The sequence below is a fragment of the Paraburkholderia phenazinium genome (assembly GCF_900142845.1).
Classification (GTDB): Bacteria; Pseudomonadota; Gammaproteobacteria; order Burkholderiales; family Burkholderiaceae; genus Paraburkholderia; species Paraburkholderia phenazinium_A.
This window is the reverse complement of the sequence record NZ_FSRU01000003.1, coordinates 883012-909948: the sequence shown is the minus strand read 5'-3', so window position 1 is coordinate 909948 and position 26937 is coordinate 883012. Positions and strand designations below refer to the sequence as shown.

General features: G+C 64.3%; 24 protein-coding genes. 21 read left to right on the top strand and 3 right to left on the bottom strand.

From position 1 onward, the window contains the following. Window positions 1-14 precede the first annotated feature (14 nt). The 17 genes from mraZ (at window position 15) to lpxC (ending at window position 19397) form a co-directional block, all read left to right on the top strand. Window positions 15-443 (top strand): division/cell wall cluster transcriptional repressor MraZ, encoded by a 429-nt coding sequence (gene mraZ, locus BUS12_RS37705; RefSeq protein ID WP_074302692.1) that lies wholly within the window; start codon window positions 15-17, stop codon window positions 441-443. Window positions 444-458: 15 nt separating this feature from the next. Continuing rightward, the gene (gene rsmH / locus BUS12_RS37700) at window positions 459-1412 is read left to right on the top strand and encodes a 16S rRNA (cytosine(1402)-N(4))-methyltransferase RsmH (protein WP_074302690.1); all 954 of its coding nucleotides are present in this window, start codon (window positions 459-461) and stop codon (window positions 1410-1412) included. Then, window positions 1409-1765 (top strand): cell division protein FtsL, encoded by a 357-nt coding sequence (ftsL, locus tag BUS12_RS37695; RefSeq protein ID WP_074302688.1) that lies wholly within the window; start codon window positions 1409-1411, stop codon window positions 1763-1765. Before rsmH ends, ftsL begins: the two co-directional genes overlap by 4 nt. After that, on the top strand, window positions 1762-3630 hold the full coding sequence (locus BUS12_RS37690; RefSeq protein ID WP_074302686.1) for a peptidoglycan D,D-transpeptidase FtsI family protein: 1869 nt from the start codon (window positions 1762-1764) through the stop codon (window positions 3628-3630). Before ftsL ends, BUS12_RS37690 begins: the two co-directional genes overlap by 4 nt. Next, window positions 3627-5186: a UDP-N-acetylmuramoyl-L-alanyl-D-glutamate--2,6-diaminopimelate ligase gene (locus tag BUS12_RS37685; protein WP_074302684.1), complete on the top strand. Its 1560-nt coding sequence runs from the start codon at window positions 3627-3629 to the stop codon at window positions 5184-5186. The genes BUS12_RS37690 and BUS12_RS37685 overlap by 4 nt, the downstream gene beginning before the upstream one ends. After that, window positions 5183-6622 carry a UDP-N-acetylmuramoyl-tripeptide--D-alanyl-D-alanine ligase gene (locus BUS12_RS37680; protein ID WP_074302682.1) on the top strand — a complete coding sequence of 480 codons (1440 nt, stop codon included), beginning with the start codon at window positions 5183-5185 and terminating at the stop codon, window positions 6620-6622. The genes BUS12_RS37685 and BUS12_RS37680 overlap by 4 nt, the downstream gene beginning before the upstream one ends. Window positions 6623-6639: 17 nt before the next feature. Beyond that, the gene (mraY, locus tag BUS12_RS37675; RefSeq protein ID WP_074302680.1) at window positions 6640-7809 is read left to right on the top strand and encodes a phospho-N-acetylmuramoyl-pentapeptide-transferase; all 1170 of its coding nucleotides are present in this window, start codon (window positions 6640-6642) and stop codon (window positions 7807-7809) included. Window positions 7810-7840: 31 nt separating this feature from the next. Further along, window positions 7841-9376 carry a UDP-N-acetylmuramoyl-L-alanine--D-glutamate ligase gene (gene murD, locus BUS12_RS37670; protein ID WP_074302678.1) on the top strand — a complete coding sequence of 512 codons (1536 nt, stop codon included), beginning with the start codon at window positions 7841-7843 and terminating at the stop codon, window positions 9374-9376. After that, window positions 9373-10635 (top strand): putative lipid II flippase FtsW, encoded by a 1263-nt coding sequence (ftsW, locus tag BUS12_RS37665; protein ID WP_074302676.1) that lies wholly within the window; start codon window positions 9373-9375, stop codon window positions 10633-10635. The genes murD and ftsW overlap by 4 nt, the downstream gene beginning before the upstream one ends. Then, a complete protein-coding gene (gene murG / locus BUS12_RS37660; RefSeq protein WP_074302674.1) occupies window positions 10632-11759 on the top strand; it encodes an undecaprenyldiphospho-muramoylpentapeptide beta-N-acetylglucosaminyltransferase in 1128 nt (375 codons plus the stop codon). Before ftsW ends, murG begins: the two co-directional genes overlap by 4 nt. Next, window positions 11756-13162 carry a UDP-N-acetylmuramate--L-alanine ligase gene (murC, locus tag BUS12_RS37655; RefSeq protein ID WP_074302672.1) on the top strand — a complete coding sequence of 469 codons (1407 nt, stop codon included), beginning with the start codon at window positions 11756-11758 and terminating at the stop codon, window positions 13160-13162. The genes murG and murC overlap by 4 nt, the downstream gene beginning before the upstream one ends. Then, entirely contained in the window at window positions 13159-14100 is a 942-nt protein-coding gene (locus BUS12_RS37650) for a D-alanine--D-alanine ligase (RefSeq protein WP_074302670.1), read from the top strand. The genes murC and BUS12_RS37650 overlap by 4 nt, the downstream gene beginning before the upstream one ends. Before the next feature lie 10 nt (window positions 14101-14110). Continuing rightward, on the top strand, window positions 14111-14863 hold the full coding sequence (locus BUS12_RS37645) for a cell division protein FtsQ/DivIB (RefSeq protein WP_074302668.1): 753 nt from the start codon (window positions 14111-14113) through the stop codon (window positions 14861-14863). Between the two features lie 27 nt (window positions 14864-14890). Then, window positions 14891-16123, top strand: a complete 1233-nt coding sequence (gene ftsA, locus BUS12_RS37640; protein ID WP_074262553.1) for a cell division protein FtsA — start codon at window positions 14891-14893, stop codon at window positions 16121-16123. 129 nt (window positions 16124-16252) lie between these two features. Beyond that, window positions 16253-17449: a cell division protein FtsZ gene (gene ftsZ / locus BUS12_RS37635; RefSeq protein ID WP_074302666.1), complete on the top strand. Its 1197-nt coding sequence runs from the start codon at window positions 16253-16255 to the stop codon at window positions 17447-17449. A 260-nt stretch (window positions 17450-17709) separates the two neighbouring features. Then, the gene (locus BUS12_RS37630; RefSeq protein ID WP_074302664.1) at window positions 17710-18213 is read left to right on the top strand and encodes a peroxiredoxin; all 504 of its coding nucleotides are present in this window, start codon (window positions 17710-17712) and stop codon (window positions 18211-18213) included. Window positions 18214-18479: 266 nt separating this feature from the next. Next, complete coding sequence (gene lpxC, locus BUS12_RS37625) at window positions 18480-19397, top strand: UDP-3-O-acyl-N-acetylglucosamine deacetylase (RefSeq protein ID WP_074302662.1); 918 nt, start codon at window positions 18480-18482, stop codon at window positions 19395-19397. Between the two features lie 74 nt (window positions 19398-19471). On the opposite strand, the gene BUS12_RS37620 is transcribed toward lpxC, so the two are convergent. After that, the gene (locus tag BUS12_RS37620) at window positions 19472-19969 is read right to left on the bottom strand and encodes a DciA family protein (protein WP_074302660.1); all 498 of its coding nucleotides are present in this window, start codon (window positions 19967-19969) and stop codon (window positions 19472-19474) included. Between the two features lie 280 nt (window positions 19970-20249). On the opposite strand from BUS12_RS37620, the gene secA reads away from it, so the two are divergent. The 4 genes from secA to BUS12_RS37600 all read left to right on the top strand — a co-directional run bounded on the left by secA (window position 20250) and on the right by BUS12_RS37600 (window position 25817). Then, complete coding sequence (gene secA / locus BUS12_RS37615; RefSeq protein ID WP_074302658.1) at window positions 20250-23051, top strand: preprotein translocase subunit SecA; 2802 nt, start codon at window positions 20250-20252, stop codon at window positions 23049-23051. A 157-nt stretch (window positions 23052-23208) separates the two neighbouring features. Beyond that, a complete protein-coding gene (argJ, locus tag BUS12_RS37610) occupies window positions 23209-24450 on the top strand; it encodes a bifunctional glutamate N-acetyltransferase/amino-acid acetyltransferase ArgJ (protein WP_074302656.1) in 1242 nt (413 codons plus the stop codon). Window positions 24451-24516: 66 nt separating this feature from the next. Beyond that, window positions 24517-25386, top strand: a complete 870-nt coding sequence (locus BUS12_RS37605; RefSeq protein ID WP_074302654.1) for an ATP-binding protein — start codon at window positions 24517-24519, stop codon at window positions 25384-25386. After that, window positions 25383-25817 carry an NUDIX domain-containing protein gene (locus tag BUS12_RS37600; RefSeq protein ID WP_074302651.1) on the top strand — a complete coding sequence of 145 codons (435 nt, stop codon included), beginning with the start codon at window positions 25383-25385 and terminating at the stop codon, window positions 25815-25817. Before BUS12_RS37605 ends, BUS12_RS37600 begins: the two co-directional genes overlap by 4 nt. Before the next feature lie 71 nt (window positions 25818-25888). Here the strand turns inward: BUS12_RS37600 and yacG are convergent, their stop codons facing one another. Both yacG and zapD read right to left on the bottom strand, forming a co-directional pair. Then, a complete protein-coding gene (yacG, locus tag BUS12_RS37595; RefSeq protein WP_074302649.1) occupies window positions 25889-26086 on the bottom strand; it encodes a DNA gyrase inhibitor YacG in 198 nt (65 codons plus the stop codon). 94 nt (window positions 26087-26180) lie between these two features. Next, window positions 26181-26936, bottom strand: coding sequence for a cell division protein ZapD (gene zapD, locus BUS12_RS37590; protein WP_074302647.1), 756 nt, complete (start codon window positions 26934-26936; stop codon window positions 26181-26183). Between the last annotated feature and the right edge of the window lies 1 nt (window position 26937).

The following is a 26937-nucleotide window of genomic DNA, read 5'->3' as shown; positions in this document are numbered from 1 at the left end:
AGGGGAGAGCGGAAGTGTTCCAAGGGGCGTCGGCGCTGACACTCGATGCGAAGGGGCGGATGTCCGTCCCGTCGCGCTATCGGGACGCGCTGCAAGGACAGGCAGAAGGCCGGGTGACGATCACCAAGCACCCGGACGGCTGCCTGTTGCTATTTCCGCGCCCGGAATGGGAAGTCTTCCGCACCAAAATCGCGGCGCTGCCCATGGACGCTCACTGGTGGCGCCGGATTTTCCTTGGCAATGCTTCGGATGTCGATCTCGACGGCGCCGGTCGCGTGCTGGTGTCTCCTGAATTGCGGATGGCGGCTTTGCTGGAAAAGGAAGTGATGTTGTTGGGCATGGGCAGTCACTTTGAGTTGTGGGATGCACAAACCTACGCGGCCAAGGAACAGGCGGCGATGGCGCAGGGCATGCCCGATGCGTTGAAGAATTTCACGTTCTGATCGCGGCATACATATATGGCATCTGCGATGGGAAACGAATTGCAGCATCGCACGGTGCTGCTGGAAGAGGCGGTCGAGGCGCTGGTCAAGCGCCCCGACGGCGTTTATGTGGACGGCACGTTCGGACGCGGCGGTCATAGCCGTGCGGTGTTGAGCAAGCTGGGCGAGTCGGGGCGGCTGATTGCGTTCGACAAAGACCCGCTCGCCATCGCCACGGCTCAGAAAATCGCCGATCCGCGTTTCGAGATCGTGCACGAGAGTTTTGCTTCACTGCGCGAAGCGATTGCGGAGCGCGGGGTAGGGCGGGTGTCGGGCGTTTTATTGGATCTGGGCGTGTCGTCGCCGCAAGTCGACGATCCGGAGCGGGGCTTCAGCTTCCGCGCCGACGGCCCGCTCGACATGCGGATGGACCCGACGCGCGGCGAGTCTGCTGCTGACTGGCTGGCGCGGGCCACGGTGCAGGAACTGACGGAGGTAATACGAGATTATGGGGAAGAACGGTTTGCTTTTCAGATTGCAAAGGCGCTTGTTGCTCGCCGGGCAGAGTCCGACCGTCTTGGGCCTCTCGTCAGCACGGGCGAGCTTGCCCAAATCGTGGCTAACGTCGTCAAGACCCGTGAGAAGGGCAAGGATCCGGCAACCCGCACCTTTCAAGCTATACGGATTCACATCAATCAAGAGCTTGCGGAGCTGCAAGTCGTTTTAGAAGCGGCGCTTGCGCTGCTGGAGCAAGGGGGGCGGCTGGTGGTCATCAGCTTTCATTCGCTCGAAGACCGGATCGTCAAACGGTTCATGCAGGCGCACGCCAGTACGCCTACGGTCGACCGTCGCCTGCCGATTCGTGCCGTCGACCTGCCCAGCCCGCCGCTCAAAATCATCGGCCGCGTGTTCGCGAGCGACGCTGAAGTCGCCGCGAACCCGCGCGCCCGTTCTGCTGTGATGCGCGTGGCGGAGCGTATCGCGCCATGAGCCGCCTCAATATCTTCCTGCTGATTGTCGTGATGGGTTGTGCATTATCTGTAGTCAACGCAACGAATCAGCAGCGTCAGATCTTTATCCAGTTGCAGCGCGCGCAGTCGCAGGAGCGCCAGCTGCAGCAAGACTATTCGCAGCTTCAATATCAGCAGAGCGCGCTGTCGAAGACCTCGCGCATCGAAGGGATTGCGACGGACTCGCTGAAAATGCAGGCTGTCACGACGGGTCGCACCCAATACCTGACGCTCGACCCGGGCGCCGCTACGGCTGAAGACGCGCCGGTGCCGACTTCGGCGCCGCTGTCCGCGTCGACCCCGCTCGCCACCCGTCATGGGGGCGTGCGATGAAAAAGTCGTCGAATCGCAAGAGCGTCCCGTTTGCGTCGAACCCGATTCTGTCCGTGCGCCTGCCGATGTGGCGCTCGAAGCTCGTCGTGTTCATGCTGTTCATGGCGTTTGTCGCGCTGGCCGGCCGTGCGTTCTGGATTCAGGGCCCGGGCAACGCGTTCTATCAGAAGCAGGGCGAGAGCCGCTATCAGCGCACGCTGGAGATGCCGGCGACGCGCGGCAAGATTCTCGACCGCAACGGCCTCGTGCTGGCCACGAGCTTGCCGGTGCGTGCCATCTGGGCGATTCCCGAAGCGGTGCCTGACGATCTCGGCGCCGACAAGCTGGCCGCGCTCGGCAAGCTGCTCGGTATGACGAATACCGAATTGCGCGCCAAGCTGTCCGAGGACAAGAACTTCGTCTACGTCAAACGTCAGGTGCCGGTGGATGTCGCCGCGCAGGTGACGGCGCTCGACATTCCGGGCATTTACCAGCGCGACGAGTACAAGCGTTTCTATCCGGAAGGCGAGATTGCCGCGCACCTGATCGGCTTCACCAACGTCGAGGACGAAGGCCAGGAAGGCGTCGAACTCGGCGACCAGAAGCAGCTCGAGGGCATGCCGGGCATCCGCCGCGTCATCAAGGACCGGATGGGGCACATCATTGAAGACGTCGACGAACAGGTCGTGCCGCACAACGGCCAGGACGTGGATCTGGCGATCGACAGCAAGATCCAGTACATCGCGTATACGAACCTGAAGGCCGCGGTCGACAAATTCAAGGCCAAGGCCGGCGCGGCCATGGTGATCGACGTGCGCACCGGCGAAGTGCTGGCGCTCGTCAACTATCCGACCTTCAACCCGAACGACCGCTCGCACCTGACCGGCGACCAGTTGCGCAACCGCGTGCTCACGGACGAGTTCGAGCCGGGCTCGATCATGAAGCCGTTCACGATCTCGCTCGCGCTGGATCTGCATCGCGTGGCGCCGACTACACTGGTAGATACGGGGCCGGGCCACTTCAATCTCGACGGCGCGACGATCACCGACGACAGCGCGTTCGGCGTGCTGACGGTCGGCGGTGTGATTCAGAAATCGAGCAACATTGGCGCGACGAAGATCGCGATGACGCTCAAGCCCGAAGAGATGTGGAATATGTATACCAGCATCGGTCTTGGCCAGGCGCCGAAGATCGGTTTCCCCGGCGCCACCGCGGGCCATCTGCGTCCGTGGAAGAGCTGGCGCCGCATCGAGCAGGCCACCATGTCGTACGGCTACGGCCTGTCCGCCTCGCTGTTCCAGTTGGCGCGCGCCTACACCGCTATCGCTCACGACGGCGAAATCATGCCGGTGACCATCTTCCGCTCGCCGGGCGATCAACCCGCCACCGGTCCGCAGATTTTCTCGCCGGTCACCGCCCGCGAAGTGCGCGCGATGCTCGAAACCGTGGTCGCGCCCGGCGGCACCTCGCCCGATGCAGCGGTGCCGGGTTACCGCGTCGGCGGCAAGAGCGGCACGGCATACAAGCACGGTGCGCACGGCTACGACAAATCGAAGTACCGCGCGTCGTTCGTCGGCATGGCGCCGATGCCGGATCCGCGCATCGTGGTCGCGGTGTCGGTGGACGAACCGACGGCCGGCAGCCACTTCGGTGGCCAGGTGTCGGGGCCGGTGTTCTCGGCCATCGCCGGCGACACGCTGCGCTCGCTCAATATTCCGCCCGACATGCCGGTCAAACAGATGGTGGTGTCGGACGATTCGGCGCCGGTTGCGCCCGCCGCGCCGACCCTGCCGTCTGCGTCGGCGAAGAAACTGGCCACCAGCGGCGGCGCCAAGAAAATGACCATCGCCTCGAACGCGAAAAATCATCCCGGAGTCGTGCGATGAGCGCGCTACGTTCGAAGCATCCCGCGCAGCGGCAGATCGCCGTCGCCCTCACCTGGCTGCACGCTCGCGCGCAGCCGGACGCTCATCTGCACGCCGATACGCGCTCGCTCGCGGCCGGCGATGTGTTTCTGGCGTATGCGGTCGACGGCGCCGACAACCGGCCGTTCATCGACAGCGCGATCGAGCGCGGTGCGGCCGCGGTGCTGTATCAGCCGGAAAACTTCACTGGCGCGGTGGATGCGTCGGTGGGATTGGCGGTGCCCGCGCTGAATGAGCTGGCGGGCTCGATTGCAAGCGGCTGGTACGGCAACCCGAGCGATGCGATGCGGGTGATCGGCGTCACGGGCACCAACGGCAAGACGTCATCGAGCCAGTGGATTGCCGCGGCGCTCACCGCGCTCGGCACGCGCTGCGCGATTATCGGCACGCTGGGCACCGGCTTGCCGGGCCACCTCGTGCATACCGGTTTCACGACGCCGGACGCGCCGCAATTGCAGCGCAGTCTCGCGCAGTTGCGCGATGCGGGTGCGCAGGCGGTCGCGATGGAAGTGTCGTCGCATGCGCTGCATCAGGGGCGGGTGAACGGCACGGCGTTTGAGATCGCCGTGTTCACGAATCTCACTCAGGACCACCTCGACTATCACGGCACCTTCGCCGCCTACGAGGCCGCCAAGGCGCGTCTGTTCGCGTGGCCGGAATTGCGTTGCGCCGTGATCAATCATGACGACGAGGCTGGCCGCCGGCTGCTGGCGAGTACCCAGGGCCACGCTCGCACCATCGCCTACAGTATCGGCACACGCACCGAAGCGCCGGACGCCGCCGCACCGCAGGCCGACGCCTGGCTGCACGCGGCCGATGTGCGCGCCACCGCAACCGGCACGGCCTTCCATCTGAGCACCTCCGATTGGGGCGACGCCGAAGTCGAAGTGCAGACGCTGGGCGCGTTCAACGTCAGCAACCTGCTCGGCGTGCTGGGCGCGCTGCTTGCAGCGGACGTCCCGTTCGACGCCGCCCTGACCGAGCTGGAAAAACTGGAGCCGGTCAACGGCCGCATGCAGCGCCTCGGCGGCCGTCTGCAAAACGACGAGCCGCTCGTCGTGATCGACTACGCGCATACGCCCGACGCGCTGGAAAAGACGCTCGAAGCGCTGCGCCCGATGGCGGCCGCGCGCGGCGGCGAGCTGATCTGCATGTTCGGCTGCGGCGGCGATCGTGATGCGACCAAGCGTCCGTTGATGGGGGCGATTGCGGAAAGATTGGCGGACGGCGTCGTCGTGACGAGCGACAACCCGCGTAGCGAAGATCCGCAGAAGATTCTCGACCAGATTGCCGCGGGCATGAAGGACGCGTCGAAGGCCCGCCGGATCGAGGATCGCGCCAGCGCCATCCTGCAGGCCATCCGCGGCGCGGCGCGTGAAGACGTAATCGTGCTGGCCGGCAAGGGGCACGAAGCAACACAGGAAATCATGGGCAAGAAACGCGCTTTCTCCGATCAGGATCACGCACGTCTGGCGCTCGCCGCCCGTGCTACGCAGGCGCGCGGAGGTGGCGAATGACCCGGCCAGGTGAAGCGATGTTTTCCCTGCGCGAAGCCGCCGCGCTGATCCCGGGCGCGACCGTTCTCGGCGACGACAGTGTGGCCTTCGAACGCGTCTCGACCGACAGCCGCACCGCCGGTCCCGGCGATCTGTTCGTCGCGCTCAAGGGCGACCGCTTCGACGCGCACGACTTTCTGCCGGACGTGGCCGCGCGCCAGATCGCAGCGGCGCTGGTGACGCGCACCCCGGCCGGCTGGAATCTGCCGGCCTTGCAGGTCGCCGACACGCGCGTCGCGCTCGGCGCGCTCGCGCGCGGCTGGCGGCGCCGCTTCACGATGCCGCTCGTCGCAGTGACGGGCAGCAACGGCAAGACCACGGTCAAGGAAATGATTGCGTCGATCTTCGCCGCGGCTGTCGGCGCGGACGCGCGGCTTGCCACTGCGGGTAACTTCAACAACGACATCGGCGTGCCGCTGACGCTGTTTCGCCTGAGCGCGGTGCATCGGTTGGCGGTGGTCGAACTCGGGATGAATCACCCGGGCGAAACCGCGTTGCTCGGAAAGATCGCCGAGCCTACCGTGGCGGTGGTGAACAACGCGCAGCGCGAGCACCAGGAATTCATGACCACCGTCGAGGCCGTCGCGCTCGAGCATGCGAGCGTGATTCACGCGTTGTCACCGGAAGGTGTTGCCGTGTTTCCGGCGGACGACGCATACGCGAGCATCTGGCGCGTCGCGGCCACCGGCAACCGCATCGTCGACTTCGCGCTGAATAACGACGGCCGTTCGACCGACGCCGCGGTGAAAGGCGTCTTCGCCGGCAACCTGCTGAGCATCGACACGCCGGAAGGCCACCTCGACGTCACGCTGCAAGTGCTCGGCGACCACAACGCGCACAACGCGCTGGCGGCCACGGCCGCTGCGCTGGCCGCCAGCGTATCGCTCGACGCGATCAAACGCGGGCTCGAATCGTTCGGTGCGGTGAAAGGGCGTCTGCAGGTCAAGCGCGCGGCGCTCGGTACGCTCGCGGGCGCCACCGTCATCGACGACACCTACAACGCGAATCCCGATTCGATGCGCGCCGCGATCGACGTGCTCGCCTCCCGTCCCTCGCCGCGCGTGCTGGTGATGGGCGACATGGGCGAAGTCGGCGATCACGGTCCGGCGTTTCACCGCGAAATCGGTGCTTACGCCAAAGAGCGCGGCATCGACGCGCTGTACGCGCTCGGCGCTGCGTCGCGCGATGCCTGCACCGCGTATGGCGCGGATGCACATCATGTCGACGACGTCGCGACGCTCGTCGCTCAACTGCTGCAGGCCCCGGAATTGTCCGGCAAGGGCGCTGCGGCAACGCTTCTCGTGAAAGGCTCGCGCTTCATGCAAATGGAACGCGTGGTGGACGCCGTAACGAGTCCACAACCCACTGCACCGGGCGCAGCGCCCGGTGCGCATTGAACTGGAAGGACCGAAGCATGCTACTGGCGCTGGCGCAATGGCTGCAGAATGACGCAAGCTTCTTGCGCGTGTTCAGTTATCTGACTTTCCGAGCGGTGGCGGCGACGATTACCGCGCTGTTGATCGGGCTCGTCTGCGGCCCGGCGGTGATCCGCAAGCTGACCGCCATGAAGGTGGGCCAGGCTGTCCGTAAAGACGGCCCGCAAACTCACCTCGTCAAATCCGGCACGCCCACCATGGGCGGCGTGCTGATCCTGCTCGGCATCGCGGTATCGACGCTGCTGTGGGCCGATCTGACCAACCGCTTTATCTGGATCGTGATTCTGGTGACGTTCGGCTTCGGCGTGATCGGCTGGGTCGACGATTACCGCAAGGTGGTCTACAAGGATCCGCGCGGCATGTCGTCGCGCGAGAAGTATTTCTGGCAGTCGGTGATCGGCCTGTTCGCCGCCGTGTATCTCGCCTTCAGCGTCTCCGAAGCGAGCAACGTGCGCGTGTACGACCTGTTCATGGCGTGGGTGCGCAGCGGCCTGTCGATGGGCCTGCCCCCGCACGCCGACCTGATGCTGCCGTTCTTCAAGTCGATCAGCTATCCGCTCGGCGTGTGGGGCTTCATCGTGCTGACGTATCTGGTGATCGTCGGCGCGAGCAACGCGGTGAACCTCACCGACGGTCTCGACGGCCTGGTGATCATGCCGGTCGTGCTGGTGGGCGCGTCGCTGGGCGTGTTCGCGTATGTGATGGGCAGTTCGGTCTATTCGAAGTATCTGCTGTTTCCGCACATTGCCGGCGCCGGCGAGTTGCTGATTTTCTGCTCCGCCATGGGTGGGGCCGGGCTGGCGTTCCTCTGGTTCAACACGCACCCCGCGCAGATGTTCATGGGCGACGTGGGCGCGCTGGCGCTGGGCGGCGCGCTCGGCACGGTCGCGGTGATCGTGCGTCAGGAAATCGTGCTCTTCATCATGGGCGGCATCTTCGTCGCGGAAACGCTCTCGGTGATGTTGCAGGTGACGTGGTTCAAGTTCACCAAGCGCCGTTTCGGCGAAGGCCGGCGTCTCTTCAAGATGGCGCCGCTGCATCACCATTTCGAATTGTCCGGCTGGAAAGAAACGCAGGTTGTCGTGCGCTTCTGGATCATCACGTTGATGCTGTGTCTGTTCGGGTTGTCCACGCTCAAGTTGCGTTAAGCCGTTTTCGAAGTCAAAGGGAAAGTCAGCAATGTTTGGCGAGAAGTTTCGGGATCGGCAAAAGCCGATGGTGCTCGTGCTGGGACTCGGTGAATCCGGTCTCGCGATGGCGCGCTGGTGCGCGCGGCACGGGTGTCGGCTGCGCGTGGCGGATACGCGCGAGGTGCCGCCGAATCTGTCCGGACTCGAAGCGCACGGCATCGATGCCGACTTTGTCGGCGGCCCGTTTTCGCCTGTGCTGCTCGAAGGTGTGGAGCTGGTGGCGATCAGCCCCGGCCTGTCGCCGCTCGCCGCGGATCTGTTGCCGCTGATTAGCGAAGCCCGTGAAAAAGACATCCCCGTGTGGGGTGAACTCGAATTTTTCGCCCAGGCGCTGAAGACGCTCGGCGAGAGCGGCTACGCGCCAAAGGTAATAGCGATCACCGGCACCAACGGCAAAACCACGACGACGAGCCTCACTGGCCTGTTGTGCGAACGCACCGGCAAGAAGGTCGCGGTGGCGGGCAATATCAGCCCGGCTGCGCTCGACAAGCTCACCGAAGCCATCGACCACACCGCGTTGCCCGATGTATGGGTGCTCGAACTGTCGAGCTTCCAGCTGGAAACGGCGCACACGTTCGCGCCCGACGCGGCCGTCATTCTCAACATTACGCAGGACCACCTCGACTGGCACGGTGGCCTGGATGCCTACGCCGCCGCCAAAGGCCGGATCTTCGGACCGCAGACCGTGCGCGTGCTCAATCGCGACGACGCCCGCGTGATGGCGCTCGCGGCAAGCCCCGCGAAGGACGCCGCAGCGGGCGACAGCCCGGCACCGGCGATTACCTTCGGCGTCACCGAGCCGACGCGTCCCGGCGACTACGGTCTGCTGCGCGATAACGGCATCATCTGGCTGGTGGAAGCGCACGACCGCGACGCCTCGGACGAACCCGCGCCGACCCGCCGTCGCAAGGGCGAAACTGCCGCACCGCCGAACCTCGGCCTCAAGCGCCTGATGCCGGCCGACGCGCTGCGCATCCGCGGCCTGCACAACGCGGCCAACGCGCTCGCGGCCTATGCGCTCGCGCGTGCCATCGACCTGCCGGGCGCACCGTTGCTGCACGGCTTGCGCGAATACCGCGGCGAGCCGCATCGGGTCGAGCTGATCGCGTCGATCGAAGGCATCGACTACGTGGACGACAGCAAGGGCACCAACGTCGGCGCGACGGTCGCGGCGCTCGACGGTCTGGCGCAACGTGTGGTGCTGATCGCCGGCGGCGACGGTAAGGGCCAGGACTTCGAGCCGCTCGCCGCACCGGTGATGCGCTGGTGCCGCGGGGTCATGCTGATCGGCCGCGATGCGCCGCAGATTCGTGCCGCGCTCGCCGACACCGGCATCGCCCTCACCGATCACGCCACGCTCGAAGACGCCACGCGCGCCGCCACGGCGCTCGCGCAGCCGGGCGACGCGGTGCTGCTGTCGCCGGCCTGCGCGAGCTTCGACATGTTCAAGGGTTACGCGCATCGTGCCGCGGTGTTCCGCAGCACGGTGGAAGACATCGCGGCCGAACGGGGGACGATGATATGAGCTGGTCGGAACGCTTCGGTTCGCGCCTCGCCAAACAGCGCGGCTCAGTCGGCGATGCAAGCGCCAGCCGCACCGCGAGCGGGCTCGCGAGCGCCGTCAACGGCGTGCGTCCGCTGCGCTCGCGCATGCTCGACTACGATCACTCGCTGCTGTGGGTGGTGATCGCGCTGCTCGGCCTCGGCATCGTGATGGTGTACTCGGCGTCGATCGCGATGCCGGACTCGCCGAAGTACTCGTCGTATCGCGACTGGGCCTTTCTTGTCCGCCAGATCATCTTCGTGGTGCTGGGTTCGGTGATTGGCGTGGCGGCCTTCCGCATCCCGGTTTCGACGTGGGACAAATACGCGCCGAAGATCTTCCTGCTCGCGCTGGTCAGTCTCGTGATCGTGCTGATTCCGCACGTCGGCAAGGGCGTGAACGGCGCGCGCCGCTGGATTCCGCTCGGCATCACGAACATGCAGCCGTCGGAAATCATGAAGCTCGCCGTGACGATCTACGCGGCGAACTACACGGTGCGCAAGCAGGAGTACATGCACAGCTTCGCCAAGGGCTTTCTGCCGATGGCTTTCGCGGTCGGCGTGGTCGGCGCGCTGCTGCTGCTCGAACCAGACATGGGCGCGTTCATGGTGATCGCGGCCATCGCGATGGGCGTGCTGTTCCTCGGCGGTGTGAACGGCAAGCTGTTCGGCGGCCTCGTGGCCACCGCGGTCGGCACGTTCAGCTTGCTGGTGTGGGCGTCGCCGTGGCGTCGCGAGCGGATTTTCGCGTATCTCGATCCGTGGGACGACCGGTACGCGCAAGGCAAGGCGTATCAGTTGACGCACTCGCTGATCGCGTTCGGGCGCGGCGAGTGGTTCGGCGTGGGTCTCGGCGGCAGCGTCGAAAAGCTCAACTATCTGCCGGAAGCGCATACCGACTTCATCCTCGCGGTGATCGGCGAGGAACTCGGTTTTGTCGGCGTGCTGGTGGTGATCCTGATGTTTTACTGGATCGTGCGCCGCTCGTTCGAAATCGGCCGTCAGGCGCTGGCGCTGGATCGCACGTTTGCGGGACTGGTCGCGAAGGGCATTGGCCTGTGGTTCGGCGCGCAGACCTTCATCAACATGGGCGTGAACCTCGGCTTGCTGCCCACCAAAGGTCTCACGCTGCCGCTCGTCAGCTACGGCGGCTCGGGCATTTTGCTGAACTGCGTGGCGGTGGCTTTGCTGATGCGAGTGGATTACGAGAACCGGGTGTTGATGCGCGGAGGGAAAGTATGACCCCCACGCAACAGCGCACGCTGATGGTGATGGCCGGCGGCACCGGGGGACACGTGTTCCCGGGGCTGGCGGTCGCTCATCTGATGCAGGCGTGGGGCTGGAAAGTCGTGTGGCTCGGCAACCCCGCGGGCATGGAAGCAACCCTCGTCGCGAAGCACGGCATCCCGATGGAATCCGTGCGTTTCGGCGGCGTGCGCGGCAAGGGACTGAAGACCAAGCTGATGCTGCCGGTCAACCTGCTGCGTGCGTGCGCGCAAAGCCTGAGCGTGCTGCGTCGTGTGAAGCCCGATGTGGTGCTCGGCATGGGCGGTTACATCACCTTCCCGGCCGGCGTGATGACGGCGTTAAGCGGTCGTCCGCTCGTGCTGCACGAACAGAATTCGATCGCCGGCCTCGCGAACAAGGTGCTCGCGAAGCTCGCCAGACGTGTGCTGGTGGCGTTTCCGAACGCATTGCCGCACGCTGAATGGACCGGCAATCCGATTCGTGAGGAACTTGCGCGCACATTGCCACCCAAAGCACGCTACGCACAACGCAGCGGTCCGCTGAATGTGCTGGTGGTGGGCGGCAGTCTGGGCGCCACCGCGCTTAACGAAGTGGTGCCGCGCGCGCTGGCTGTTTTGACGCCGCAGCAACGTCCGCGCATCGTGCATCAGGCGGGCGCGAAGCATATCGACGGGCTGCGGGCGAACTACGCGGAAGCAGGCTTGCAGACCGGTGAGGACGTGCAACTCGTGCCGTTCATCGACGACATGACGAGCGCCTACGCGAACGCGGATCTGGTGATCTGCCGTTCGGGCGCGATGACGGTCGCCGAGATCGCGGCAGTGGGCGTGGCGGCGTTTTTCGTGCCGTTTCCGTTCGCGGTCGACGATCACCAGACAACCAACGCAGCGTTCCTCGCCGACCACGGCGCGGCGCTGGTGGTGCAGCAACGCGACCTTACGGCGGAAGGCCTCGCTGCATGGTTGCGCGGTCAGACCCGCGAGAGTCTCGCGGAGATGGCAGAGCGTTCGCGCTCGCTCGCGAAACCCGATGCCACCGAGCAGGTCGCGCAGATTTGCGCGGAAGCGGCAGGCGTCGTCCCGAGCCGGAGCCCGAGCACAGAAGGAAGGCAACAATGAAACACATCGTCAAACATATTCATTTCGTCGGCATCGGCGGCGCAGGGATGAGCGGCATCGCCGAGGTGCTGGTCAACCTCGGCTATCAGGTGAGCGGCTCGGATCTCACGAAGAACGCGGTGACCGACCGGCTCGCGGCGCTTGGCGCACGCATTGCGATTGGCCATGCCGCTGAGAACATCGAAGGGGCGAACGCCGTGGTCGTATCGACGGCCGTGCGCAGCGACAACCCGGAAGTGCTGGCGGCGCGCCATCGGCGCATTCCGATCGTGCCGCGTGCCGTGATGCTCGCGGAACTGATGCGCCTGAAGCAGGGCATCGCGATCGCCGGCACGCATGGCAAGACCACGACCACCTCGCTGGTGGCGAGCGTGCTCGCCGCGGGCGGACTCGATCCGACCTTCGTGATCGGCGGCCGGCTGATCAGTGCCGGCGCCAATGCACGTCTGGGTACGGGCGACTTCATCGTCGCCGAAGCGGACGAGTCGGACGCTTCGTTCCTGAATCTGTTCCCGGTGATCGAAGTCATCACGAACATCGACGCCGATCATATGGACACCTACGGCCACGATTTCGCGCGGCTCAAGCAGGCGTTCATCGAGTTCACGCATCGACTGCCGTTCTACGGCATCGCGGTGCTGTGCGTCGACGATCCGAACGTGAAGGAGATCCTGCCGTTCGTCTCGAAGCCGATCATCCGCTATGGTCTCGCGGCCGATGCGCAGGTGCGCGCGGTCAACGTCGAGGCGCATGACGGCAAGATGCATTTCACGGCGATGCGCGAAGATGCGGCGCCGCTCGACATCGTGTTGAACCTGCCGGGTATCCACAATGTTCAGAACGCCCTCGCCGCCATTGCGATTGCGACTGAACTTGAGGTGAAAGATGCCGATATCCAGCGAGCGCTGGCAGATTTCAACGGCGTAGGCCGGCGCTTCCAGCGCTACGGCGAAGTGCCGGTCAGTTCGGGTGGCGAGACCGGCGGTACCTACACGCTGGTCGACGACTACGGCCATCACCCGGTCGAAATGGCCGCGACCATCGCAGCGGCGCGCGGTGCGTTCCCGGACCGGCGTCTGGTGCTGGCGTTCCAGCCGCACCGCTTCACGCGTACGCGCGACTGCTTCGAGGACTTTGTGAAGGTGCTGTCCACCGTCGACGCGCTGGTGCTGACGGAAGTTTATTCGGCGGGCGAAGCGCCGATCGTGGCAGCCGACGGCCGGGCGCTCGCACGCGCGATCCGCGTCGCGGGCAAGACCGAGCCGGTGTTTGTCGAAACGGTGGATGAAGTGCCGGATGCGCTCGCGAGCCTCGTGCGCGAAGGCGATGTGGTGATCACGATGGGTGCGGGTTCGATCGGCGGTGTGCCGGGTCGTCTCGCGCAAAACGAAGGTGTGAAATGAGCAGTATCGATCCTAAAGCGTTCGGCAAAGTGGCGGTGCTGCTCGGCGGTGAATCCGCCGAGCGCGAAGTGTCGCTCAACTCGGGCCGCCTCGTGGTGCAAGGGCTGCGCGAGGCCGGCATCGACGCGCATCCGTTCGACCCCGCCGAGCGTCCGCTCGCGGCGTTGAAGGAAGAGGGCTTTGTGCGCGCCTTCAACGCGCTGCACGGCGGCTATGGCGAGAACGGCCAGATCCAGGGCGCGCTCGATTTTTACGGCATTCGCTATACCGGCAGCGGCGTGCTGGGTTCGGCGCTCGGTCTGGACAAGTTCCGCACCAAGCTCGTGTGGCAGCAACTGGGCGTGCCGACGCCGTCGTTCGAAGCAGTGCTGCGCGGTGACGACTACGCGGCGTGTGCCGCGGGGATCGTCGCAAAGCTCGGTTTGCCGCTTTTCGTAAAGCCGGCGAGCGAAGGTTCGAGCGTCGCGGTGATCAAGGTGAAGAGCGCCGACGCGTTGCCGGCCGCGCTCGAAGAAGCCGCGAAGTTCGACAGGATCGTGGTGGTGGAAAAGAGCATCGAAGGCGGCGGCGAGTACACCGCATGCATCGCCGGCGACCTCGATCTGCCGGTGATCCGCATCGTGCCGGCGGGCGAGTTCTACGACTATCACGCGAAGTACGTCGCCAACGACACGCAGTACCTGATTCCGTGCGGCGTGGCGCCGGCGGAGGAAGCGCGCCTGAAGACGCTGGCGCGCCGCGCCTTCGACGTGCTCGGCTGCACCGATTGGGGCCGTGCCGATTTCATGCTGGACGGCGCGGGCAACCCATATTTCCTCGAAGTGAATACGGCGCCGGGCATGACCGATCACTCGCTGCCGCCGAAAGCGGCGCGCGCGGTCGGCATCAGCTACAAAGAACTGGTCGTGAGCGTGTTGGCGCTCACGCTGAAGGACTGACGTCATCGCTATGTGGAACAACGTTCGCCAGCTCAATCTCGCCGCCAACGCGCTGCACGCGTTGCTGGTGCTCGTGCTGCTGGCGGCAGGTGGGATCTGGCTGGTGCAGCGGCCGAGCTTCGCGCTGCGCGAAATCCAGATAGACGGCGACACCGAGCACATCAACACGCCGACGGTGCGCGCTGGCGTCGTGGGCCGGCTGAAGGGCAACTTTTTTACCGTGGATCTGGATGCGGCGCGCCAGGCCTTCGAGCAGATGCCATGGGTGCGTCACGCAAGTGTGCGGCGCGTCTGGCCGAATGCGCTGGCTGTCACGCTGGAAGAGTACAAACCGCTTGGAACGTGGGGCAGCGATCAACTGGTGAGCGTGGACGGCGAACTGTTCACGGCGAACCAGGGCGAGCTCGAAGAAGACTTGCCGGCCTTCGACGGCCCCGACGGCACGGCGCAAGAAGTGGTCGCGCGGTATCGCGACTTCAAGAAATGGTTTGCGCCGCTGGGCGCGACGCCGGACGAAGTGACGCTGTCACCGCGTTACGCCTGGACGGTGAAGCTGTCGAACGGCACGCAGGTGGAGCTGGGGCGCGAGCGCAACCAGCAGACGCTGTTCGATCGCAGCCGGCGCCTGACGGCGGCGTGGGCGGCAGTGACGCAACGTTGGGGGAAGGACATTGAGTATGCGGACTTGCGCTATCCGAACGGTTTCGCGATTCGCGCAGCAGGCATGCGCTTTATCAGCGAACCCGACAAAGGCAAGAAGTAACGGAACATCACACGCAATGAGCACGCTATGAGTAAAGACTATAAAGATCTGCTGGTCGCCCTCGACATTGGGACGTCGAAGGTCGTGGCCATCGTCGCCGAGCTGAAAGGCGAAGGTCACTACGAGGTGATCGGCCTCGGCCAGAGCGAATCGAAGGGGCTCAAGAAAGGCGTGGTGGTGAACATCGAGGCCACCGTGCAGTCTATTCAGCGTGCGCTTGAAGAAGCCGAGCTGATGGCCGACTGCAAGATCACGAACGTATTCACCGGGATCGCCGGCAGCCATATCCGCTCGTTCAATTCGAGCGGCATGGTGGCGATCAAGGAAAAGGAAGTGACGCAGGCCGATGTCGCCCGCGTGATCGAGACGGCCAAGGCGATCAACATCCCGACCGATCAGCAGGTGCTGCACATCCTGACCCAGGAATTCATCATCGACGGTCAGGAAGACGTGCGCGAGCCGATCGGCATGAGCGGCATCCGCCTCGAAGTGAAGGTGCATATCGTGACGGGCGCGGTGAGCGCGGCGCAGAACATCGTCAAGTGCGTGCGCCGCTGCGGGCTCGAAGTGAACGACCTGATCCTGCAGCCGCTGGCGTCGTCGCTGGCGGTGCTGACCGAGGACGAGAAGGAACTGGGCGTGGTGCTGGTGGATATCGGCGGCGGCACGACCGACATCGCGATCTTCAGCGAAGGCGCGATCCGTCACACCGCGGTGATTCCGATTGCCGGCGACCAGATCACCAGCGACATCGCCATGGCGCTGCGCACGCCGACGCCGGACGCGGAAGACATCAAGGTGGACTACGGCATCGCCAAGCAGGCTCTCGCCGATCCGGACGAGATGATCGAAGTGCCGGGGCTGGGCGAGCGCGGTCCGCGCACGCTGTCGCGCCAGGCGCTGGCGGCGGTGATCGAGCCGCGTGTCGAAGAACTGTTTTCGCTCGTGCAGCAGGTGGTGCGCGAGTCGGGTTACGAGGAACTGCTGAGCTCCGGCGTGGTGTTGACCGGTGGTGCGTCGATGATGATCGGCATGGTCGAACTGGGTGAGGACATTTTCCTGAAGCCGGTGCGGATTGGCGTGCCGGAATACGCGGGCGGTCTGGCCGACGTGGTGCGCAATCCGCGCTACTCGACCGCGATGGGCCTGCTGGTGGAAGGACGTTCGCAACGGATGCGCGGCCGCAAGGTGGCGGTGCAATCCGGTTCGATGGGCCAGGTGTTCACGCGCATGAAGGACTGGTTCCTGGGCAATTTCTAAAGCATTCGCTGTACGAACAGTTTTCAAAACACGCGCTGGTGCCGGCGGCTGGCGCGCGACAGGAGGTTGCCCGATCTCCTGCCGAATAACGGCCGAGTGGCTGCAATTTTTTATCTTGACGGAGGCAACATGGAATTCCAGATGCTGGAAACCGAAACCAACGGCACCATTATCAAGGTGGTCGGAGTCGGTGGCGCTGGCGGCAATGCCGTTCAGCACATGATCAACCGCGGCGTGCAAGGCGTCGACTTCATCGTGATGAACACGGACGCGCAGGCTCTGTCGCGTTCGCGTGCCACCGCGGTGATCCAGCTCGGCAACACCGGTCTCGGCGCCGGCGCCAAGCCGGAAATGGGCCGCGCCGCAGCAGAAGAAGCACGTGAGCGCATCGCAGACGCACTGCGTGGCGCGCACATGGTGTTCATCACCGCAGGCATGGGTGGCGGCACGGGCACGGGGGCTGCTCCGGTCGTGGCGCAGATCGCCAAGGAAATGGGTATCTTGACTGTTGGCGTGGTCAGCAAGCCGTTCGAATTCGAAGGCGGCAAGCGCATGCGTGTAGCAGAAGCCGGTTCGCAGCAACTGGAGGATCACGTCGACTCGCTGATCGTCGTTCTGAACGACAAGCTGTTCGAGGTGATGGGCGATGACGCCGAGATGGACAAGTGCTTCCAGTGCGCAGACGACGTTCTGAACAACGCAGTTGCCGGTATCGCGGAAATCATCAACGTCGACGGTCTGGTGAACGTCGACTTCGAAGACGTGAAGACGGTGATGGGCGAGCAGGGCAAGGCGATGATGGGCACGGCGACGGTCGCCGGCGTCGATCGCGCCCGTCTGGCTGCCGAGCAGGCTGTGGCTAGCCCGCTGCTGGAAGGCGTGGACCTGTCGGGTGCACGCGGCGTGCTGGTGAACATCACCTCGAGCCGTTCGCTGCGTCTGTCGGAAACGCGCGAAGTGATGAACACCATCAAGAGCTACGCTGCAGAAGACGCTACCGTGATTTTCGGCGCGGTATACGATGATGCAATGGGCGACGCGCTGCGCGTGACGGTCGTGGCAACGGGTCTGGGCCGTGCGGCGAAGAAGCAGCAATCGGCTCCGATGACGCTGCTGCGCACCGGCACGGACAATCAGCCGATTGGTGCAATGCAACACGCGTACGCTCCGCAACACCACGCAAGCACGGCAGACTACGGCGCGCTGGATACGCCGGCAGTGTGGCGCACTTCGCGTGACACGGCGGCTTCGCACGTGCAGGCGCTGCAGGAAAAGGGCGTCGATACGTACGATATTCCGGCATTCCTGCGCAAGCAGGCGGACTGACGCGCACGAGCAGGCTTTCGCTGCGGCACGTGGATTGCGTGCCAGCAGGGAGTGCACGAGCGTGGCGGGTGGAACGGCAAAGCAGGCTGCGTTTTCTTGTGAGACGCGGCCAGGACAGGTGCCCTCTTCGGATTCGCGAAGCGGAAGGGGCGGCTGTCGCCGGCAGATGGCGCGACAAGTAGGGGCAGGTGCGCAACTGCATGATCCACTGCGACACGACAACGTGCGGGCACGCTCCGCATCGATGTGAAGGACTGAGCATGATTAAGGTGGGTGAAAAGCTACCCGACGCAACCGTCTTTGAATTGATCGAAGACGAGCGTGCGGGCTGCACGATCGGGCCGAACAGCTTCGACGTGCGCGGACAGACTGCGGGCAAGCGCGTGGTGATCTTCGGATTGCCGGGCGCGTTCACCCCGACCTGTTCGGCCAAACATGTACCGGGTTATGTCGAACACGCCGAGCAGTTGCGCGCTGCCGGCATCGACGAGATCTGGTGCGTGTCCGTCAACGACGCGTTCGTGATGGGCGCGTGGGGACGCGATCAGCACACCTCGGGCAAGGTGCGCATGATGGCGGACGGTAGTGCGGCTTTCACGCGGGCGCTCGGTCTGGAGCAGGACCTGTCGGCGCGCGGCATGGGAATCCGTTCCCAGCGCTACGCGATGGTGGTCGACGACGGCGTGGTCAAGACGCTGCACGTCGAGGCACCCGGCAAGTTCGAAGTCAGCGATGCTGGGAGTATCCTCGCTACGTTGAGCTAGTTCTGGAGTGCTGAACGGCCCTTTTCCGGCGCGACGTTGTGCCGGGGCAACGGCCGCAAGGCATTCGTGTGACAAGCCGTAACGCGGGCTGATGTCCGGAAACGCCTCCGTTCCGGGCATCGGCCCGTCACGCTTTGCCAATTGGGTAATGTAGCGAAACAGATTGATACGCCCTTGGAAACGACGCATCCCAGGGTAATGGAGTATACTTCGCGCTATGGAATAAAAAGTCCCGATTGGGATTTTCAATCGAATAGAAGATCACCATGTTGAAGCAGCGCACTATCAAATCGATCGTCAAGACAGTCGGCATCGGCCTGCACTCCGGCCGCAAGGTCGAATTGACGCTCCGCCCGGCCGGCCCGAACACCGGAATCGTGTTCTCGCGCGTGGATTTGCCCACGCCGGTGGACATTCCTGCGTCCGCGATGGCGATTGGCGACACGCGCCTCGCTTCGGTCCTGCAGAAAGACGGTGCGCGCGTTTCGACGGTTGAGCATCTGATGTCCGCCTGCGCGGGCCTCGGCATCGACAACCTGTATGTCGACGTCACCGCGGAAGAGATTCCGATCATGGACGGCAGCGCAGCGTCGTTCGTGTTCCTGATCCAGTCGGCAGGCATTGAAGAGCAGGGCGCGGCGAAGAAGTTCATCAAGGTCACGAAGCCGGTCGAAGTCCGCGACGGCGACAAGTTCGCCCGCCTGGATCCGTTTTTTGGCTTCAAGCTGAAGTTCACCATCGATTTCCGCCACCCGGCCGTGGACAAAACCGGTCAGGCGCTGGAAGTGGACTTCGCGCATACCTCGTATGTGCGCGACATCGCCCGTGCCCGTACCTTCGGTTATGCCCACGAAGTGGAAATGCTGCGCGAAATGGGCCTGGCCCGTGGCGCGAGCATGGACAACGCAATCGCGCTGGACGAGTACCGCATCCTCAATAACGACGGCCTGCGCTACGACGACGAGTTCGTGAAGCACAAGATGCTGGATGCCATCGGCGACCTGTACGTGGTCGGGCATCCGTTGCTGGCGTCGTACACCGCCTACAAGTCGGGCCACGGCGTGAACAACGCGCTGCTGCGCGAACTGCTGGCGCACGAAGACGCGTATGAAATCGTCACCTTCAACGACACGCAGAAAGCCCCGCGCGGCTTTGCGTACGACACGCAGACGGCGTTTGCCTGATCCCGTTTGGGTATTTTCAGGCGCGCCCGGCGCGTAGTCGAAGCGGATGAAAAATAAGCGGCCCCTCGGGCCGCTTATTTTTTGGGTTCGCGATTCCGTAGATGCCGGGCCGCCATCCTGGCGAGCGCCGCCTGCAAGGGCGAGGGCGCGAGCGATTCGCTCAGCGCGTGCAGCGCATCCGCCCCGACGGGCGTCATGCGGGCCTGCTTGACGGGCGGCGGTTCCTTCACCGCCTGCGGACGCACGCGGATGCGCAGCGCGTTCACCGCCCAGCCGCGTTGCTGCAGATCGGACAGCAATCGCGGCTCGAGGTGGCGCAAACGGGCCGCCAGCGCGTTGTGCGCGGCAAATAGTGCCAGGACGCCGTCCTTGATGAAGCCGGGCTCGACGCCCGAACCCAGATAATCCGGCAGCAACTGGCGCAGGTCCTTTTCGAGCGCGGCGATCTGCTCCACGCCGGCGCGCAGGGCGGCAAACGCATCGGTGCGCTTGAGCACCTCGGCGACCGGTTGCGGACGGCGCGTGTTGAACTGCTTCGGCGGCGGCCTTGAAAACGACGGGGAGCGGCTCATGTAGGATAGTGACGGCGTGAGCGCACACAATGCGCACCCACGCCCGGATTGTACCGCGCGGGATAGGCTCGCGGCCGGCTCCAGTGGGGCCTGGGCCGGGGCTCTGCACGGTGTCCCTGCGTCGCGCCCTTGACACAGGCGCGCGCTGGGGCGCGTGCTAAAATGCCCGATTCGAATTCACTCTTGGACTAAGCCGCCGAGGCATTTCCGACCCCGGGCCAGCATGTGGGCAAACCGCATGCCGTGAGCCGGCCGAAGCCGCGACGCAGACACCGATCCGATGACCACCGGTTTTCTACAAAAGATTTTTGGCAGCCGCAACCAGCGGCTAGTCAAGCAATATCAAAAGACCGTCACGGCGATCAATGCGCTCGAGCCGCAGATCGAGCAATTGACGGACGATCAACTGCGCGCCAAAACGGGTGAATTCCGCCAGCGCATCGCCAGCGGCGAGTCGCTCGACAAGCTGCTGCCGGAGGCTTTCGCGGTCTGCCGGGAAGCGAGCAAGCGCGTGCTGAAAATGCGCCACTTCGACGTCCAGTTGATCGGCGGGATGGTGCTGCATTACGGCAAGATCGGCGAAATGCGCACAGGTGAGGGCAAGACGCTCGTCGCCACGCTGCCGGTGTACCTGAATGCGCTGACCGGCCGCGGCGTGCACGTCGTGACGGTGAACGATTACCTTGCACAACGCGACGCCGAATGGATGGCGCGCCTGTACAACTTCCTCGGTCTGTCGGTGGGCATCAACCTGTCGCAGATGGACCATGGCATGAAGCAGCAGGCTTACGCCTCGGACATCACCTACGGCACCAACAACGAATTCGGCTTCGACTACCTGCGCGACAACATGGTCTACGAGACCGACGCGCGCGTGCAGCGCTCGCTGAATTTCGCGGTGGTCGACGAAGTGGACTCGATCCTGATCGACGAAGCCCGTACGCCGCTGATCATCTCCGGTCAGGCTGAAGATCACACTGACCTGTACGTGCGGATGAACGCGCTGCCGCCGCTGCTCGAGCGCCAGATTGGCGAAGAAAAGGCCGATGGCACGGGCGTCGAAAAGCCGGGCGACTACACGCTGGACGAAAAGGGTCGTCAAGTGTTCCTGACGGAATCGGGCCACGAAAAGGCTGAGCGCCTGCTCGCCGAGTGGGGCCTGATCGGCGAGGGCGAGAGCCTGTATGCGCCGCAGAACATCACGCTGATGCACCACGTGTACGCCGCGCTGCGCGCCCATACGCTGTTCTACAAAGACCAGCATTACGTGGTGCAGAACAACGAAGTGGTGATCGTCGACGAATTCACCGGCCGTCTGATGTCGGGCCGCCGCTGGTCGGACGGTCTGCACCAGGCCGTCGAAGCGAAGGAACACGTCAAGATCCAGAGCGAAAACCAGACGCTCGCTTCGATCACGTTCCAGAACTACTTCCGCATGTACGCCAAGCTGTCCGGCATGACCGGTACGGCGGATACGGAAGCGTACGAATTCAACGAGATCTACGGGCTGGAAACGGTCGTGATCCCGACCAATCGTCCGCCCAAGCGGATCGACAAGCAGGATCAGATCTACAAGACGGCGAAGGAACGCTACGACGCCGTCATCCGCGATATCCGCGACTGTCACGAGCGTGGCCAGCCGGTGCTGGTGGGTACCACTTCGATCGAAAACTCCGAGCTGCTGTCGCATCTGCTGAAGCAGGCCGGCTTGCCGCATGAAGTGCTGAACGCCAAGCAGCACGCGCGCGAAGCCGAGATCGTGGCGGAAGCGGGTCGTCCGCAACGCGTGACGATCGCCACCAACATGGCCGGTCGCGGTACCGACATCGTGCTGGGCGGCAACGCCGAGAAGCAGGCGACCTTCATCGAACTCGACGAGGCCATCCCCGCCGACGAGAAACAGCGCCGCATCCAGAAGCTGCACGACGAATGGCAGGAACTGCACGACAAGGTGAAGGCCGCAGGCGGTCTGCACATCATCGGCACCGAACGTCACGAATCGCGCCGGATCGACAATCAGCTGCGCGGCCGTGCCGGCCGTCAGGGTGACCCGGGTTCGTCGCGCTTCTACCTGTCGCTGGAAGATCCGCTGCTGCGCATTTTTGCCGGTGACCGGGTGCGCTCCATCATGGACCGCCTGAAGATGCCGGAAGGCGAGGCGATCGAAGCGGGCATCGTCACGCGCTCGATCGAATCGGCACAGCGCAAGGTCGAGGCACGCAACTTCGATATTCGTAAGCAATTGCTCGAATACGACGATGTGTCGAACGATCAGCGCAAGGTGATTTACCAGCAGCGCAATGAATTGCTCGAGGCGAACGACATCACCGAAACCATCGGCGCCATGCGTCATGGTGTGATTACCGACATCGTCCATCAGTTCGTGCCGGCCGGCAGCATCGAAGAGCAATGGTCCGTGCCCGAGCTGGAAGAAGTGCTGCGCAACGAATGGCAGCTCGATCTCGCCATTCAGGAAATGATCAACGAGTCGTCGTCGATCAGCGTGGACGAAATCCTCGAAGCGGTGATTGCCGCTGCGGACGAAGCGTACGAGGCAAAGGTCGAACTGGTGGGTCGCGAGAACTTCAGCGGCTTCGAGCGTTCAATCATGCTGCAGACGCTGGACCGCGCGTGGCGCGAACATCTGGCCGCGCTCGATCACCTGCGCCAGGGTATCCATCTGCGCGGCTATGCGCAGAAGAATCCGAAGCAGGAATACAAGCGCGAAGCCTTCGAACTGTTTGCGGCCATGCTCGACGCGGTGAAGCTCGACGTCACGCGTGTGGTGATGAACGTGCAGGTGGAATCGACGGCGCAGCTGGAACAGGTGGCGGAAGATCTCGAAGAGCAGGGTACTAGCCAGCTGGAGCATGTCGAGTTCCGCCATGCCGAATTCGCCGAGGCCGCCGCGCCGGTTGCCGCTGAGGCGGCTACGGCCGCGATGATCGGCGACGCCATGAGCCACAGCACGCATGCCTCCGCCGAGCCGCTGGGCGACAGCGTGCCGAAGGTGGGCCGTAACGACCCTTGCCCGTGCGGCAGCGGCAAGAAGTACAAGCAGTGCCACGGCAAGATTGCGTGAGACTGAAAAGGCGGCGCGCGTAAAGCGCGCCGCGTTGTTTTACCCAGCGCTTTGCTGGTAATTCCACGGTGGTGAGGCTCCTGCCGCACTACCCTTTTATGATTTTCCGATGCCGGCTTCATGCCGGCATTTTCAACTTGGACAACAGGTCGCGACCATGGCTGTCAATTTCCCTTCCATCGATGCCGCCCAACTTCACCCCGTCGCCGGCGTTACGCTAGGCTGGGCCGAGGCGAACATCCGTAAACCGAACCGCAAGGACGTGCTCGTCATTTCCGTCGAAGAAGGTGCGACGGTCGGCGGCGTGTTCACGTCGAACCGTTTTTGCGCGGCGCCGGTCATCGTCTGCCGCGAGCATCTCGAACATGTGCGCGAAAGCGGTAAAGGGATTCGTGCGCTGGTGGTGAACACGGGGAATGCGAATGCGGGCACCGGCGAGCCGGGCCTCGTGATCGCTCGTGAAACCTGCGTCGAACTGGCGCGTCTGGCCGGTATTGCACCGGAGCAGGTGCTGCCGTTCTCGACCGGCGTGATTCTCGAACCGCTGCCGCTCGACCGCCTGAAGGCCGGCCTGCCGGCCGCGCTGGCGAACCGCCAGGCCGCACACTGGTATGACGCCGCGCAGGCGATCATGACCACGGACACGCTGCCCAAGGCGGCCTCGCGTCAGGTGAGCATCGACGGTCATACGGTGACGCTGACCGGCATCAGCAAGGGCGCGGGCATGATCAAGCCGAACATGGCGACCATGCTCGGCTTCCTCGCGTTCGACGCCGCGGTGGCGCAGCCGGTGCTCGACGCGCTGGTCAAGCACGTGGCGGACCGTTCGTTCAATTGCATCACCATCGACGGCGATACGTCGACCAACGACTCGTTCATCCTGATCGCGTCGGGCAAGTCCAGTCTGCCGGCGATTACGTCCACCGATTCGCCCGCCTACGCGGCGTTGCGCGATGCGGTGACCGAGGTCGCGCAGACGCTCGCCCAGTTGATCGTGCGTGACGGCGAGGGCGCCACCAAGTTCATGACGGTGCAGGTGGAAGGCGGTTCGAATGTGGCGGAATGCCGCCAGATCGCTTACGCGATCGGCCATTCGCCGCTGGTGAAGACGGCCTTCTACGCATCGGACCCGAACCTGGGCCGCATTCTCGCGGCGATCGGCTACGCGGGCGTGACCGACCTCGACGTCGGCAAGATCGACCTGTATCTCGACGACGTGCTGGTGGCGAAGGCGGGCGGCCGCAATCCCGAATACCGCGAGGAAGACGGCCAGCGTGTGATGAAAAAGGCGGAGATTCTGATCCGCGTCGTGCTGGGCCGTGGCGATGCGCAGGCCACGATCTGGACCTGCGACCTGTCGCACGACTACGTGAGCATCAACGCCGACTATCGCTCGTGATCCAGTCTGTCACCTGGCGGGTACGCTCGCTGGTGACTCGCACCTCAACCGCTTTGATTCTTCGTCATGGATAAACTCGAACAGTTTTTGACTCGTGCCGAGGCCTTGCTTGGCCGCCTGGAAGCCGTGCTTCCGCCTGCAACGCCTGACGTCGACTGGTCGGCGGCGGTCGCCTTCCGCTGGCGCAAGCGCCAGGGCCGCGGCTACCTGCAGCCGGTGCCGGCCATCTCGGACATCACGCTCGACGACCTGCAGAATATCGACCGCCAGAAAGGCCTGATCGAGCAGAACACGCGTCAGTTCGTGCACAAGCAGCCGGCCAACAACGTGCTGTTGACGGGTGCGCGCGGCACCGGCAAGTCGTCGCTGATCAAGGCCTGCCTGAATGCGTACGCCAAAGACGGGCTACGGCTGATCGAAGTGGACAAGGACGACCTGCACGATCTCGGCGATATCGTCGACCTGATCTCGCAGCGTCCGGAACGCTTCGTCGTGTTCTGCGACGACTTGTCGTTCGAAGAGGGCGAGTCGGGCTACAAGGCGCTGAAGGTGGCGCTCGACGGTTCGGTGGCCGCGCAATCCGACAATGTGGTGATCTACGCCACGTCGAACCGGCGCCATCTGTTGCCTGAGTACATGAGCGACAACGAGACCTACAAGCACACGTCCGATGGCGAGATTCATCCGGGCGAAGTGGTGGAAGAGAAGATCTCGCTGTCCGAGCGCTTCGGCTTGTGGGTCAGCTTCTATCCGTTCAAGCAGGACGACTATCTGACGATTGTCGGGCACTGGCTGCAGCATTTCGGCTGCGATGCCGCCGAGGTCGAGGCGGCGCGTGGCGACGCGCTGGTGTGGGCGCTCGAACGCGGTTCGCGCTCGGGACGCGTGGCGTGGCAGTTCGCCCGTGACCGCTCCGGCCGGAAGTCGCAGGCATGACGGCTTCCACGACCCCTGCCAACCCCGCCGTGAACCCCGACGGGCGCCCGGTCACGGAAGTGGCCGTCGGCGTGCTGGTGCAGCCGGATGGACGCTATCTTCTGGCCCAGCGGCCGGCCGGCAAGCCCTATGAAGGGTACTGGGAATTTCCGGGCGGCAAGCTGGAGCCCGGTGAGTCGGTCGAGGCGGCGCTGGCCCGCGAACTGCACGAGGAACTGGGCATCGAGGTAGAGGCGAGCCACCGCTGGCATACGCTGGAGCACGATTACCCGCATGCCTACGTGCGGCTTTACTTCTGCAAGGTGACGCAGTGGACCGGCGAGCCGCACGGCCGCGAAGGCCAGGCATTTGTCTGGCAATCGCTGCCGGCCGAGGTGTCGCCTTTATTGCCGGCGACCATTCCGGTGCTTGAATGGCTTGCCGCCGAATAGCGGCGGCAGGGCGGTAAGATCGACGCGGCCGTACGCCGGCCGCACGTTTTACCGCGCCGGCCAGCCCGCGCCTAATGCGGGTTGTAATCGCCGCTCGGCTCGTCGTCCGAGGGCGGTTCTTCGTCGGTGCTGCCGATCTTGTACTTCTCAGCGGCCCAGGCGCCGAGGTCGATCTGCTTGCAGCGCTCGGAACAGAAGGGGCGGAAGCGGCTCTCCGGTGTCCAGCGGACATCCTTGCCGCAGGTGGGGCATTTAACGACAGTGATCATTCGCTCAGGCAGTCAATCGCAAACGGGACAAGTTTCTAATATAGGGGCATTTTCGCTGCTTGAAAGGCGCTGCCCCGCGACGGCGTAATCTGCGCTACAGACTGCAAAGCGTGAGTTGAAACGGCACGTCCACGTCGACCGCACGCGGCCGCAGATCGCCGTCCTGCACGGTGAACCGCACCCACAGCATGTACTTGTTGGCGCTGGCCTCGGGAATTACCCGCAATTCCGGCGACACACGCACCTGCATCAACTGATACGAGCGGCCCGACAGCATCTGCTGGTAGCTGCCCTGCATTGCCATGACCTTCGAGGCCTGCCCGGACTCGCGCGCGAGGCGCAGGACGATGGTGGCGGCGTCGCGCAGCGGCAAGAGCGGCGTCACCCATTTGGCGATGTCCTGACGGCGCTGGTCCGGATGTGTCTGTTGCCAGGCGTAGTACGACGGCAGGTCGAACTTGCAGGTGCCGCCCGGGATGATGGCGCGGCTGCGGATGCTGGCGAGCCACTCGTTGTCCGCCAGATGCTGGCCGGTCTTGCCCTGCATCTGCGAGAGCCCCGAGAGGGTTTGTTCGATCTCGCCCAGCACGGCCTCTAACGCGTTCTGCTCGATGCCCGGGTTGCCGCGGAACGGCGCAAGCGTTTGCCGCTGCCGCTCCAGTTCCTTCATCAGATCCGACTTCAGATCCGCGCGACCGGCGACTTCAGAGATTTCGAACAGCGTTGTCAGCGCGACATGGTGTTCCCTGGCATCTTCCTGAGTCAGAAAGAACGTGAAGCGCTCGAAGAGGTCTTCGAGGCGCAGCAGCGTCCGGATTCGCTCGTTGAAGGGATACTCGTAAAGGATCAAG